12 protein-coding genes and 1 pseudogene are annotated in these 13,361 nt (G+C 60.1%); 6 read left to right on the top strand and 7 right to left on the bottom strand.

Annotated elements, in window-relative coordinates; all coding sequences use genetic code 11:
- Positions 1 to 48: 48 nt before the first annotated feature.
- Both G8E10_RS14005 and G8E10_RS14010 read left to right on the top strand, forming a co-directional pair.
- Complete coding sequence (locus G8E10_RS14005; RefSeq protein ID WP_167129774.1) at positions 49 to 807, top strand: SDR family oxidoreductase; 759 nt, start codon at positions 49 to 51, stop codon at positions 805 to 807.
- Between the two features lie 27 nt (positions 808 to 834).
- A complete protein-coding gene (locus G8E10_RS14010) occupies positions 835 to 1,599 on the top strand; it encodes an SDR family NAD(P)-dependent oxidoreductase (protein WP_110808181.1) in 765 nt (254 codons plus the stop codon).
- Positions 1,600 to 1,685: 86 nt separating this feature from the next.
- Here G8E10_RS14010 and mce read toward each other — a convergent pair whose 3' ends face one another.
- From mce to G8E10_RS14030, 4 genes are all read right to left on the bottom strand, one after another.
- Positions 1,686 to 2,096, bottom strand: coding sequence for a methylmalonyl-CoA epimerase (gene mce, locus G8E10_RS14015; RefSeq protein ID WP_167129776.1), 411 nt, complete (start codon positions 2,094 to 2,096; stop codon positions 1,686 to 1,688).
- A 6-nt stretch (positions 2,097 to 2,102) separates the two neighbouring features.
- Positions 2,103 to 4,244, bottom strand: a complete 2,142-nt coding sequence (gene scpA, locus G8E10_RS14020; protein WP_167129778.1) for a methylmalonyl-CoA mutase — start codon at positions 4,242 to 4,244, stop codon at positions 2,103 to 2,105.
- The gene (locus G8E10_RS14025) at positions 4,244 to 6,247 is read right to left on the bottom strand and encodes an acetyl-CoA carboxylase biotin carboxylase subunit (protein ID WP_167129780.1); all 2,004 of its coding nucleotides are present in this window, start codon (positions 6,245 to 6,247) and stop codon (positions 4,244 to 4,246) included. Before G8E10_RS14025 ends, scpA begins: the two co-directional genes overlap by 1 nt.
- A gap of 182 nt (positions 6,248 to 6,429) precedes the next feature.
- Positions 6,430 to 7,962 (bottom strand): acyl-CoA carboxylase subunit beta, encoded by a 1,533-nt coding sequence (locus G8E10_RS14030; RefSeq protein WP_167129782.1) that lies wholly within the window; start codon positions 7,960 to 7,962, stop codon positions 6,430 to 6,432.
- Positions 7,963 to 8,163: 201 nt separating this feature from the next.
- On the opposite strand from G8E10_RS14030, the gene G8E10_RS14035 reads away from it, so the two are divergent.
- Both G8E10_RS14035 and G8E10_RS14040 read left to right on the top strand, forming a co-directional pair.
- Complete coding sequence (locus G8E10_RS14035; RefSeq protein ID WP_110801990.1) at positions 8,164 to 8,574, top strand: Fic/DOC family protein; 411 nt, start codon at positions 8,164 to 8,166, stop codon at positions 8,572 to 8,574.
- A gap of 653 nt (positions 8,575 to 9,227) precedes the next feature.
- On the top strand, positions 9,228 to 9,992 hold the full coding sequence (locus tag G8E10_RS14040) for a BID domain-containing protein (protein WP_343289794.1): 765 nt from the start codon (positions 9,228 to 9,230) through the stop codon (positions 9,990 to 9,992).
- A gap of 69 nt (positions 9,993 to 10,061) precedes the next feature.
- On the opposite strand, the gene G8E10_RS14045 is transcribed toward G8E10_RS14040, so the two are convergent.
- Positions 10,062 to 10,316 (bottom strand): hypothetical protein, encoded by a 255-nt coding sequence (locus tag G8E10_RS14045; protein ID WP_110808186.1) that lies wholly within the window; start codon positions 10,314 to 10,316, stop codon positions 10,062 to 10,064.
- A 556-nt stretch (positions 10,317 to 10,872) separates the two neighbouring features.
- Between G8E10_RS14045 and G8E10_RS14050 the strand changes: the two genes are divergently transcribed.
- Together G8E10_RS14050 and G8E10_RS25985 are read left to right on the top strand one after the other, a co-directional pair.
- A complete protein-coding gene (locus G8E10_RS14050) occupies positions 10,873 to 11,466 on the top strand; it encodes a DUF6088 family protein (protein ID WP_110803134.1) in 594 nt (197 codons plus the stop codon).
- Positions 11,459 to 11,659 (top strand): annotated as a pseudogene (locus G8E10_RS25985) (nucleotidyl transferase AbiEii/AbiGii toxin family protein); the annotation flags it as partial. The gene G8E10_RS14050 and the pseudogene G8E10_RS25985, both read left to right, overlap by 8 nt.
- 42 nt (positions 11,660 to 11,701) lie before the next feature.
- Here G8E10_RS25985 and G8E10_RS14055 read toward each other — a convergent pair.
- On the bottom strand, positions 11,702 to 12,001 hold the full coding sequence (locus tag G8E10_RS14055; RefSeq protein ID WP_343289795.1) for a hypothetical protein: 300 nt from the start codon (positions 11,999 to 12,001) through the stop codon (positions 11,702 to 11,704).
- A gap of 166 nt (positions 12,002 to 12,167) precedes the next feature.
- Positions 12,168 to 13,352, bottom strand: coding sequence for a GGDEF domain-containing protein (locus tag G8E10_RS14060; protein ID WP_132664661.1), 1,185 nt, complete (start codon positions 13,350 to 13,352; stop codon positions 12,168 to 12,170).
- Between the last annotated feature and the right edge of the window lie 9 nt (positions 13,353 to 13,361).

A 13,361-nucleotide genomic window follows, 5' to 3' on the forward strand; every position in this document is an offset into this window, starting at 1 on the left:
ACGAACCCGGCGCTGCCGGCTTCGTTCGCCCATCATCAGGATGAAACAATGTCAGTGGATTTCAACGGAGCAGTCGTCCTCGTCACTGGAGCCAATGGCGGTCTGGGGCAGGAATGGATACGCCAGTCGCTTGAGCGGGGTGCAACAAAGATCTATGCCACCGACCTGCAACAACGCGAGTGGAACGACGAGCGGATTGTTTCGCTCGTGCTGGATATCACGGACAACGCATCGGTGACTTCCGCCGCACAGACGGCGCTGGATACGACCATCGTGATCAACAATGCGGGCGTGGCCTTTCGCGAGCCGCTGTTGACCACCGACGAGGAGACGATGCGGCGGGTCTTCGATATCAACTTCTTCGGTCCCGTGGCGGTATCGAAGGCATTCGCCCCTGTTCTGAAGAACAATGGCGGCGGCGCGATCCTCAATGTAACGTCCGTGCTGAGTTGGCTCGTCGTGCCCCCCGTTTACAGTTCCGCCAAGGCAGCGCTGTGGATGGCGACGAACGCCTTGCGCCTCGAGCTCCTTCCGCAGGGAACCGCGGTGGTGAGCCTGCATATGGGCTACACCGACACGCCGATGACGAAGGCGCTGAACGTTCGCAAGAACGATCCGGTCGATGTCGTGCGGGCCGGTCTCGATGGCATAGCCAATGGCGCATATGAGGTGCTGGCCGACAAGCTGTCCGTGCAGGTCAAGCGCGCGCTGTCGGAGCCGGTGGAGGTGCTCTATCCGCAACTGACGGGTTCTGCACTGCGCTTCGACCAACAGCCGCACATACTGGCCGAACAGGCCTCGGCTTAGGTGCAGCGCGTAAGGAGGGCAGCGAAGATGTACAAGGGCTTCGATTTGACGGGCAGAGTTGCGGCGCTGACGGGCTCGTCGAGCGGCATGGGGTTCGCGATCGCACGAGCATTGTGCGAATGCGGCGCGAAAGTGGTTCTTTCGGGTCATCTCGAGCCGGAGCTGGACGACGCGGTCGCGACATTATCCCGCGAGGGCTACGACGTTGCGGGCGTCGTCTGCGACATTACCCGCCCCGAGCACGTCGCCACGTTCGGAGAGCGCTCGATGTCCGCCTTCGGCAAGGTGGACATCCTGTTTGCGCTCGCGGCTCCCCAAGCGCCTGTCGGCCCGTTGCAGGCGATGACGCCGGACGCGTTCGAGAAACTATTGTCGGGCACGGTCGTCTCGAATTTCGCGCTCGTGCGTCAAATCCTTCCTGCGATGGTCGAGCGGCGCGACGGCAGTATCGTCTTCATGTCGAGCATAGCGGCAGAGCGCGCAAACCCGGTTCTCGGCGGATATGGCGCCGCAAAAGCGGCGTTGAACAGCCTCGTTCGCAACATCGCCGTCGAGGTCGGCGCCTTCAACGTCCGCGCCAACGCGATCTCACCGTCGATTGTTCGGACGGCGTTTTCGAAAGACATATGGAGCGACGAGGAGCGGGAAAAGGCGCTGCTGGCAAAAATCCCGGCGGGCCGCATCGCAACGGTTGATGACATCGTCGGCGCCGCTATCCTGCTCGCCTCACCGGGCGGCTCCTACATTTCCGGCCAGACCTTGTTGATCGATGGCGGGCGCTCGGTCTGGTAGGAGGGATCGTTCGTTCGTACGGGCCCCGAGGTATGGGCCTAAACGGATCCCGCGACCCAGACTGGCGGACTCGAACAGCGTTATCCTTACGGTCTTGCGACCTCTTCGAACTCCACCAGCGTTCCGAAGAAATCCTTGGGATGTGCAAACAAGACGGGAAGGCCATGCGCGCCGATCTTCGGCTCACCGGAGCCGAGGATGCGAACCCCGATGTCGTTCATTTCTCGGCCTGCGCCATCGATGTCGCTGACCTCGAAGCAAAGGTGGTGAATGCCACCCGACGGGTTCTTGGCAAGGAAAGACGCTATCGGCGAGTTCTCACCGAGCGGATACAGAAGCTCGATCTTCGTATTCGGCAATTCGATGAAGACGACGGTGACCCCATGTTCGGGCAGATCCTGTGGCTTGGATACCTGCGCCCCCAGAGCCTCGTAGAGCGCGATGGCCGCATTGAGGTCCGGGACCGCGATCGCGATGTGATTGATGGGTCCTAACATGCTGCCTCACTGGTTGCGCAATTTGCCCTGCATCAGATCGATCACCGTGCGGGCCGCCTCAAGAACGTTCGTGCCCGGCCCGAAGACGGCGGAGACACCGTTTTCGAGCAGGAATTCGTAATCCTGGCGCGGAATGACGCCACCGACGACGACGATGACGTTGTCGGCACCGCGCGCCTTCAGGGCCGCGACCAGCTGCGGCGCCAGCGTTTTGTGGCCGGCAGCCAGAGACGACATTCCGACCACGTGAACCCTGTTCTTCACCGCCATCTCGGCAGCCTCGTCCGGCGTCTGAAACAGCGGACCGACCAGCACCTCGAAGCCGATGTCGCCGAAGGCCGAGGCGATGATCTTGGCGCCGCGGTCATGGCCATCCTGGCCAAGCTTGGCGACCATGATCTTCGGCTTGACCGAAAGCGCGGCGGCGAACTCGCCGAGCCGGCCGACCAGCGTGGTATATTCCGGATCGTTCTCGTAGGCCGCGCCATAGACATCGGCGACGACCTCGGAAACGGCAGTGTGATCGCCGAAAACCATGCGCATGGCATCGGAGATCTCGCCCACCGTGGCGCGTGCCCGAGCCGCATCGACGGCGGCGGCCAGCAGATTGCCGTGACCCTGGAGTGCAATCCCGGTCAGTGCCGCCAGCGTCGCTTTGACCGCTGCCGGATCGCGGCGACGCTTGGTCTCCTCAATGCGCCGGATCTGGGCGATGCGCACGGCGGCATTGTCGATGTCGAGAATGTCGAGCGGGTCCTCGTCTTCGAGCCGGTATTTGTTGACGCCGACGATGACCTCCTCGCCACGGTCGACGGCGGCCTGCCGGCGGGTGGCCGCTTCCTCGATCCGGCGCTTCGGCATGCCGGTCGCGACCGCCTTGGTCATGCCGCCCAGCGCCTCGATCTCCTCGATCAGCTCCCAGGCCTTGGTGGCGAGCTCGTCGGTCAGGCTTTCGACATAATAGGAGCCAGCCAGCGGATCGACCACGCGGGTGACGCCGGTCTCGTGCTGCAGGATCAGCTGGGTGTTGCGGGCGATGCGGGCGGAAAACTCGGTCGGCAGGGCGATCGCCTCGTCGAGCGCATTGGTGTGCAGCGACTGCGTGCCGCCGAGCACCGCCGACAGCGCCTCGTAGGCCGTGCGGATGACGTTGTTGTAGGGGTCCTGTTCCTGCAGCGAGACGCCGGAGGTCTGGCAATGGGTGCGCAGCATCAGGCTTGAGGCCAGTTTCGGCTCGAACTCCGCCATGATGCGCGACCAGAGAAGGCGCGCGGCACGCAGTTTGGCTGCCTCCATGAAGAAGTTCATGCCGATGGCGAAGAAGAACGAAAGGCGACCGGCAAAGGCGTCGACGTTCAATCCCTTGGCCAGCGCGGCGCGCACATATTCGCGACCATCGGCCAAAGTGAAGGCCAGTTCCTGCACCAGCGTCGAGCCGGCCTCCTGAATGTGATAGCCGGAAATCGAGATGGAGTTGAAACGGGGCATCTCCTTCGCCGTGTATTCGATGATGTCGGCGATGATCCGCATCGAGGGCTCGGGCGGGTAGATATAGGTGTTGCGGACCATGAACTCCTTGAGGATGTCGTTCTGGATGGTGCCCGAGAGTTTTTCGCGCGAGACCCCTTGTTCTTCGCCTGCGACGATGAAACTGGCAAGGATCGGGATCACGGCGCCATTCATGGTCATCGACACCGACATCTCGTCCAGCGGGATGCCGTCGAACAGGATCTTCATATCCTCCACGCTGTCGATCGCCACGCCGGCCTTGCCGACATCGCCCTCGACACGGGGGTGATCGCTGTCGTAACCCCGATGGGTCGCGAGATCGAAGGCGACGGACAAGCCTTTCTGCCCGGCGGCAAGGTTGCGCTTGTAAAAGGCGTTCGACGCTTCGGCCGTCGAGAAGCCGGCATACTGCCGGATGGTCCAGGGGCGACCTGCATACATGGTTGCGCGTGGCCCGCGGGTAAAAGGTGCAAATCCCGGCAAGGAGTCCAGATGATCGACACCTTTCAGATCGGCCTGGGTATAGAGCGGCTTGACGTCGATGCCCTCGGGCGTGTGCCAGGTAAGCGTTTCCTCAGGGGCTTTCAGCTCGCGCTCAGCCAGCGCCTTCCAGTCGGCAACTGTTTTCGCATCGGACATCACTGGAACTCCATGATCAGTTCATCGACCGCAAGGCTCTGGCCGGCCGATGCGGCAATGCGCTTCACCGTCGCGCGTCTTTCGGCGCGCAAGGTATTTTCCATTTTCATCGCTTCGACGATCGCAAGCGCCTGGCCGGCCTCGACCTGCTCACCCTCCTGAACCGCGATCACGGTAATGATGCCGGGCATCGGGCAGAGAAGCATCTTCGAGGTATCGGGCGGCAGTTTGACCGGCATCAGGCGCGCGAGCTGTGCCACCCTCGGCTCTCTCACATGGGCCATCAGATCCATGCCTCGCCAGCGAAGACGAATTCCCACCCCGGAGTGGGAGATCTTGACGCCGATCTGCTCTCCATCCACCGAGAAATGGGCATGGCTTTGTCCCGGCTGCCACCGACCCGAGATCGTCGATACCGTTCCATCGGCGAACTGCACTGTCGTCGTCTCTGCAGAAGAATCCAGCGTTAGCTCGAACGTCTGGTCGGCAATCGTTGCCACCCAGTGTCGCCCAATAATCCGCCGGTGGTTGCCGATCGTTCCGGAGATCTGCGCGGCGCGGCTCTGGAGTGTGTGGTTGATGTGGGTTGCGATCGTTGCCAGTTTCCGGGCTGCCGTGGTGTCCGGCGCGACGCCGTGGAAACCGTCGGGAAACTCCTCAGTGATGAAGGCTGTGGTGATGTTGCCCGACCGAAACCGGTCATGCTGCATCACGGCCGAGAGGAAGGGCAGGTTGTGGCCGATCCCCTCGACCTCGAAATCATCCAGCGCAGCGCTCATCGCATCGATGGCCGCAAGCCGGTCCGGCGCCCAGGTGCAGAGCTTGGCGACCATCGGGTCGTAATACATCGAAATCTCGCCGCCTTCGAAGACGCCCGTGTCGTTGCGCACGACCGTGCCGTCCGGTCTCTTGCCTTCCTGCGGCGGGCGATAGCGTGACAGCCGTCCGATCGAAGGCAGGAAATTACGGTAGGGGTCCTCGGCATACAGCCGGCTTTCGATCGCCCAGCCGTTCAGTTTGACGTCGTCCTGGCCAAGAGACAGCCTTTCGCCCGCGGCAACCCGGATCATCTGCTCGACGAGGTCGATGCCGGTGATCAGCTCCGTTACCGGGTGCTCGACCTGCAGGCGGGTGTTCATTTCGAGGAAGTAGAAGTTTCTGTCGCCATCGACGATAAACTCGACCGTGCCGGCCGAGTGATAGCCGACGGCCTTCGACAGCGCGACGGCCTGCTCGCCCATGGCGCGGCGGGTGTCCTCGTTGAGGAACGGTGAGGGAGCCTCCTCGATGACCTTCTGGTTTCGTCGCTGGATGGAGCATTCACGCTCACCGAGATAGAGCACGGTGCCGTGCTTGTCGCCGAGCACCTGAATCTCAATGTGGCGCGGCTGCGTGACGAATTTCTCGATGAAGATGCGGTCGTCACCGAAGGAAGCCTTGGCCTCGTTCTTGGAGGACTGAAAGCCTTCTCGCGCCTCGGCATCGTTCCAGGCGATGCGCATACCCTTGCCGCCGCCGCCCGCAGACGCCTTGATTATGACCGGGTAGCCGATTTCGCCAGCGATCTTCACCGCCTCGTCGGCATCGGCGATCAGGCCCATATGGCCGGGAACCGTGGAGACGCCGGCTTCCGCCGCCAGCTTCTTCGAGGTGATCTTGTCGCCCATCGCCTGAATGGCGCCGACCGGCGGACCGATGAAAACGACGCCTTCCGTCTCCAGCGCTTCTGCGAAAGCGGCGTTTTCCGACAGGAAGCCGTAACCCGGATGAACGGCATCGGCGCCGGTCTTGCGGATCGCATCCAGGATCCTGTCGATGACGATATAGGACTGGTTCGACGGCGCTGCGCCGATATGCACCGCCTCGTCAGCCATCTTCACATGGAGCGCATCAGCATCGGCATCGGAATAGACGGCGACGGTGGCGATGCCCATCTTCTTGGCCGTCTTGATAACCCGACAGGCGATTTCACCGCGGTTCGCAATCAGAATTTTTTTGAACATGGGTTATCCCGCGACTGAAGCGCTGTTGAGGTTTGGCGACCGTTCCATCGTGATGGCCTTCGATTTGATCGACGATCCGACGACCGATGCCGTGCCCGTGGACATCCGGCATTCTTCCAGCCGCAGGGCGAATTCATCCTCCGCAACGGCGTCTCTCAGGTTCATCGTACTCGACACGGTACTCACAACGGTATCGTGTCGTGCTTGCGCCAATGCACATGGCTTTGCTTGTTGCGAAGCGAAGCGAAGGCCCGGGCAATGCGGCGGCGGGACGAATGCGGCATGATGACCTCATCGATGAAACCGCGCTCGGCGGCGACGAAGGGGTTGGCGAACCGCTCTTCGTATTCCTTGGTGCGCTCTGCGACTTTGTCGGGATCGCCAAGCTCCGACCGGTACAGGATTTCGGTGGCGCCTTTTGCACCCATGACGGCGATCTCGGCTGTCGGCCAGGCGTAGTTGACATCGGCGCCGATGTGCTTGGAGGCCATCACGTCGTAGGCTCCGCCATAGGCTTTGCGCGTGATCAGCGTGACCATCGGCACCGTCGCCTGACCGTAGGCGAAAAGCAGCTTGGCGCCGTGCTTGATGACGCCGCCATACTCCTGCGACGTTCCGGGAAGGAACCCGGGGACATCGACCAGGGTCAGAATGGGAATATTGAACGCATCGCAGAACCGGACGAACCGCGCCGCCTTACGGGCGGAATCCATATCGAGGCAGCCAGCCAGTACCATTGGCTGATTGGCGACGACGCCGACGGATTGCCCCTCTATGCGGATGAAGCCGGTGATGATGTTCCGGGCAAACGCCTCCTGGATCTCGAAGAAGTCGCCCTCGTCTGCAATCGCCAGAATCAATTCCCGCATGTCGTAGGGCTTGTTCGACGAAGCCGGGACCAGCGTGTCGAGGCGGTGCTCGATCCGGGCGGGGTCGTCGAAGAATGGGCGCACGGGCGCCTGTTCGCGGTTGTTGAGAGGCAGGAAGTCGAACAGCAGGCGGATCTGCTCGAGCGCTTCCACGTCGTTTTCAAAGGCGCCATCCGCGACGGATGATTTTGTGGTGTGGGTTCGCGCACCGCCCAGTTCCTCGGCGGTGACGATCTCGTTGGTCACCGTCTTCACGACGTCCGGGCCGGTCACGAACATGTAGGAACTGTCGCGAACCATGAAAATGAAGTCGGTCATGGCCGGCGAATAGACCGCCCCGCCGGCGCAAGGTCCCATAATCACCGAAATCTGGGGGATGACGCCGGAGGCGTCGACATTGCGCTTGAACACGTCGGCATAGCCGGCCAGCGACGCGACCCCCTCCTGAATGCGGGCGCCTCCGCTATCGTTGAGGCCGATCACCGGTGCGCCGACCTTGACCGCCATATCCATGATCTTGCAGATTTTTTGCGCGTGCGTTTCCGACAACGAACCGCCGAGAACGGTGAAATCCTGGGAGAAGACATAGACCTGCCGGCCGTTGATCGTGCCCCAGCCCGTCACGACCCCGTCGCCGGCAATCTTCTGACCGGCCATTCCGAAGTCAACGGCACGGTGCGTCACATACATGTCGTACTCTTCGAACGAGCCCTCATCCAAAAGAACCTCGATCCGCTCGCGTGCCGTAAGCTTGCCTTTGCCGTGCTGGGCATCGATGCGCTTCTGACCGCCGCCGAGCTTTGCTTCGGCCCGTCGCGACTCAAGCTGTTCAAGAACGGATCGCATGCCATCTCCCCTTCAAAGGCGTCACTGTTGACCGCATTGGTAACGTAGAAATGGGCTCCACAAAATACTTGATCGTGCATTCGGGCTGATCAACAAGCTCGATCTGCGTAGCCCGAATGACCTCGACGAGGACGAACTGGCGCTGTTCCTCATAAGGGCTGATGAAACGCCGCCGGCGGGCCGGTTTGATTATCTGCATACGTGGCCCTCCACCATCACCTCTTCCAGGACGTTTACGATTGGGCCGGGACAGCGCGGACTATCCGGATCGGCAAGGGTTCCAACTGGTTTTGCTATCCGGAGCATATCGACCAACAGATGAAAGCCGCGTTCGCAGCGCTTGAAGACCATAGTTTCCTCGCTGACAAGCGCCCCGCCGAATTCGCGGATTTGGCCGCTGAGATACTTGCGTGGCTCAACGCCATTCACCCGTTCCGTGCGGGCAATTGCCGAACCCAGCTGGCTTTACTGTCGATGTTGACCGAACAGGCCAGGCTTCCGTTCAATGATGACCAACTGGCCCGCGATCGCGTCATTGCGGCGATGATCGACAGCTTCGGCGGTGACGAAGACCCACTGCGCAAACTAATCCTCGATCTGTTCAGCGCCTGACACGCTACCCTAGTGACAGGCGTGCCTCGGAGGTCCTGCGAATGACAGGGTTGAACCATCAGCCGTGCCAAGGGCTGCCATGGTCCAGTTCTCAATCCGCCTGACGAGAGGGGTATGTAGGTTATTGCCCGGCTGTTGATTTTCCCATGTTCCGTCTGACGTCATCTCGGCCTGGGTGTGGTCGGGTTTTGCGTCGTGGCCTTTTCCCGTCAATCGGGCCGCCCGCTCCGTTCGCTGCGCTCCCGTGTGGCCCGCTGACCGTGAGCGGCGGAGTGCCGCCGCCTGAACTCCCAGACCGGCCTCGATGGACGTAGCCGGAGAAACCAAGGGAAAAAATCTTATGACAACCGAACCAACAAGCCCTCCCACGCCGTCTACCACGTCGAAGGCGAGCGCAAGAAAGCCTACTGGACCAAGATCGGCGCAGCCTGGTCGCACGAAGACGGCGAGGGGTTCAACATCCAGATTACCTGCCTGCCGATGAACGGCCGCCTCGTGGTCCGCAAGCCCAAAGCCGACGAGAACCAAGAGACGCGCGATGAGCGCGCTCCCGACCCAAGAGTAGCGGGTGTTCCTCGATATCTGGCACGTCTACGAAGTCACCGTTCAGTCAGGCGCACAATGCGTCCATTGAGCGGACCGAGCACTCCACAGTGTCCGAACGCCCAGCACCCCTCGTGCCCGCCGTCACCCGCTACGACCGCGGTATCGAGGACGTCGCGCGCGAGAAGGCCGCATCGGTGATCGAGCACACGTTCGGGACCGTCGCATCGCTCGTGCAGCAGGTGTTCCAGGATCCGGAAACCGTCACACGACAGCTGCGAATGGGCATCACCGAGAAGACAGGGAGGGGGGCGGAGCTCGCAACCCTCATGGCCAGACAGCTCGAGCGGTTCGGGGAGCTGCGTGGCAAGTCGGGGCTGCTTGGCGACAACAAGGAGCGCAGACAAGCGAGAGACATCGCAAACGCGGTCGCCGCCCATATCGGCCATGTCTCGAAAGCCTGGGAACGGCGCCTGGATGCGGAGCGGGCATCGGAAACCTGGCAGCGCGAGAAACGCGATGGCGTCGAGGTGCCTGGCCTGACACCTCGCAGCTTCGAGCTCATTGCCCAGGTGGAAAAGGCAGCGATCGACAAACAGGGTCCGCTCATCGATCAGTTGCGGTCAACGCCGGAGGGGAGGATCGCGCTGGAAGAGGCAAAGCGGGTGGCCGATGCGCTCACTCTTCGGTTCGGGCATTCCGATCCGCGGAACTTTTCCCCCGACCTTGAGAAGCGTCCCGAGCTTGCAAAACAGGCCGAGACGATCAAGAGCGTTGCCCGCATCGTGGAGCGCACCCGCATGGCGGAGCTCACGCGGGATCATACGTTAAAGCATCAGCTCAGCCGAACGAAGGGGCTCGGGTTGAGCCGGTAAGATGATGAGCGGACACGAGCTCGTGTTCACGGATTGGCCGAAAAGATGGCGTAGACGCTCTTAGCTCCGTCAAACGGTCCGGACCGGAAACATGTCCTCGCCATAGTGATGCAGGCGGGTGTGATGACGGCGGCACAGCCAGCGCACGTCGAGAGGGTCCTCGTACTGGTCGTGATGCGCGTCGACCGTGTCGATGCCGCAGACCTCGCAGGGTTGTTTGGCAAGATCCCCTGCCTTGACGGCTCGCTGCACGGCCAGGTGCGCATCGTACTTTGCCGGATTGGCCCGGCGCCAATTCGCCTGACGGGTGTCGGTCTTCAGCATCGCTGGTTCATTCCTTTGGCTGGCCACTGGCGAAGATCAGCTGATTTGGTGCGGCTTGCCATCTAGAAAAGCTACGTGTTCTCATAGTGGCGCGAATTTGAGATAGTCGCAAGTAGAGGATTTTGGGAAAGGAAGGTCACACGAGGTTGAATTGGAGATAACCGTTCAATTTTCGCCAGACGGCCTCTCTACGTCTGGATTTTTGCTAGCGTCGCGGTGCGAAAAATGTCGCGAGATCGGTGCTTACACGGGGTGTTGCTTCGTGGTTGCTGCGGGCCACCGGCAGGTGCAAACGATGAGAATGGTCACAGCACGATGATCATTTAAGCGAAGAGGTTAAGGCTCAACGATAGATGCGGAGCTTCCAGGCGCTGGACCAACACAATGTCGATGACGCCGCTGACGCCGTAGGGCTGACCACGATGCTGCCAAAGGCTGGCAGCACCAGTACCGGCAGAGAAGTTTCTTACAGATCGAGCAGGCTGCCTGACAGCTGCCCTTATGACGTCGCTTGTAGAGTGTCAAAAAATGCTTATATCTCTGACAGAGGAACGCCATGCAGCACCTTACATCTCAAATTCTCGGATATGCTGAGCAATTGCCAGAGGGTGCCGCCCTGTCCGCGAAAAGCCTGCTGCATCTCGGCAATCGTGCTGCTGTGGACCAGGCGCTGTCGCGTCTGCATGAGCGTGGAGAGCTGATCAGAGCGGGACGTGGTATTTACATGAAGGCTATCAAAAGCCGGTTCGGAAGCAGGCCACCGACTGTCGAGCAAGCCGCCGCGGCAGTTGCACATCAACGTGGCGAGGTTATCGTTTCAAACGGAGCAGCGGCTGCCAATGCCCTCGGGCTGACGACCCAGGTCCCTGTTCGCTCTATTTATCTGACCTCCGGCCGCAGCCGGACAATGAGTGTCGGAAGCCAGGAGGTTGAGCTGAAACATGCTCCTCCATGGCAGCTTTCGCTCGCCAACCGGCCGGCGGGGGTTGCTGTGCGCGCGCTCGCGTGGCTGGGGCCGGAAAGAGCAGAAGAGGCGCTCTCAAGCATCAAGCGGAAACTTTCACCTGAAGCCTTTACTGAACTCCTTGCTGCAGCACACCAGTTTCCCACGTGGCTTGCACGAAGCGTGGGAAAGGCCGCCCATGGCTGATCACTTCCTCCAACTCTCGATCGACGACAAGCATGTGGTTCTGGCGATCGCGTCAGACAGATCGCAGCGTCCAATACACCTGCTCGAAAAGGACGTTTAGGTCGTGTGGGCGCTCCAAACGCTCTACGCAACAGCCCCTGGCAAGAGCCTCGTCTTCGAGGGCGGCACCTCGTTGTCGAAAGCTTTCGGTGCTAGGCCCTCGCCTTCCGGCGTACCAACAACGTTCAGAATGCATTCATGGCGGCGGAAGGTTCAAAGTCCAGTGCTCCACATCCGGACTATCGATGTAACGGCCGAGTGAGCGCAGGTAGGCAACAATTTCTCGCCGCAGGTAATCCCGATCGCCAAATTTTCTGTTGATCTCCCGGAGTTGGGGAGCTGCAATCTCGTACTCTTTGTCCGACAGGTCGGCGTCTCCGATCGTGTAGATATTGTCACCGCAGGCGCAAATATCACAACCCGTATCAATAATCTCATCGACAAACGCCGGGATTTCAATCGCCTGCATCATGCGCAGCTTTGGTTTGCTGGTCATCCTTTGTACTCTGACTATCCACAAGTTTAATATAAGACGATCATCTCGGGCAGATGAAAGCAGCCATGGGTTGCGCGAAACAATCTACCAGCTGCGGTCACGGCAGCCTTGGGACTTTCAGATAGATCATGCCGCGAATATCCGGATGCATGGCATGACACACCGATCAAAGGACTGGGCGGGAACGAAATGTTCGATCACGAGGCAATGTCGATGCGCTGTGTGGGGAACCGATGAGGCCGTCCTGCATTTCAGCCTCCGCCCAGATGATGCGGGCCTTCCCCAACCGCTTCGCCAGATAGAGGGCTGCGTCAGCTTTTCTTAAGACTAGAGTCGCGTCATCTCCGAAGTCTATCGGAAGCAGGCCGGCACTAAAGGTAAACGGTACTGCCCCGCTCATGTCTTCGCGCACCTGTGCAAGGAAGCTTTCCATCGCAGCCATAGCGTCCGCGTCGGTAGGGCCCCCAAGCAGAACTCCAAATTCTTCGCCGCCGAGCCGGCCGACCTCTGTAGCTGAAAACATTTGAGTTGATTGACGTGCAAAAGCGACGAGAACGCGATCTCCCATTTCATGGCCGTACTTGTCGTTGATACCTTTGAAATTGTCGATGTCGATCATAGCAAAATAGCGCAGAGGACCCTTGGGCTCTGCAAGAGTAGACTGAAAGTGCTCCATGAAAGCGCGACGGTTGCTCAACCCCGTCAAGGCATCGACACTTGATAGTTTCTTGAATTTTTGTTTCGTAATATAGATCTCCCGGATGCAGTTCATAACAGCATGATTGAGAAGGCAACCAATCAAAACGGAGGAGACGATCGACAAAGAAAGAAGGGGAGCCGAGACGGTCGCAAAGTAGGAGCTTGGCTGCCCAGCAAATAAAGTCACAACCGATATGAGGCAACTGATCAGGTACTCAGCTCGACTATTGAAGACCAGTGCCGTTCCCAAGATTATTTCCACGGACACTACTGCAGCCCAGTAGGGACCCAGCTCTCCCATAGCGTCAAGCTGGATCCGAAACCCCAATGATAAGAGCGCCGTGTAGCTCATGCTCAGTGCCCTAAGAGCTCTGAAGTTGGTGACCCACACAATCGCGACGCACACCGCGCAAAGCAACATCGCAGTCGGCACAAATGCCATCGTAGGACGAACATCAAAACCCGGGTTGATCAGAAAGCTGATGACGAGTCCAGCGCAACCAACGCCGAAAACAATCTGACTATGCAGTCGTTTTCTTATTTCAGCTTCCTGTTTCGCATATTGATAGTGAGGCAAGATTACTGTGTTCCTTTGCATGGTGCGGGCGCTGTTGTCACCTCTTTGGGGGCCCATCGCCGGAGGTTTCGTCATGATGCATGA

The sequence above is a fragment of the Ferranicluibacter rubi genome (assembly GCF_011603255.1).
Taxonomy (GTDB): Bacteria; Pseudomonadota; Alphaproteobacteria; order Rhizobiales; family Rhizobiaceae; genus Ferranicluibacter; species Ferranicluibacter rubi.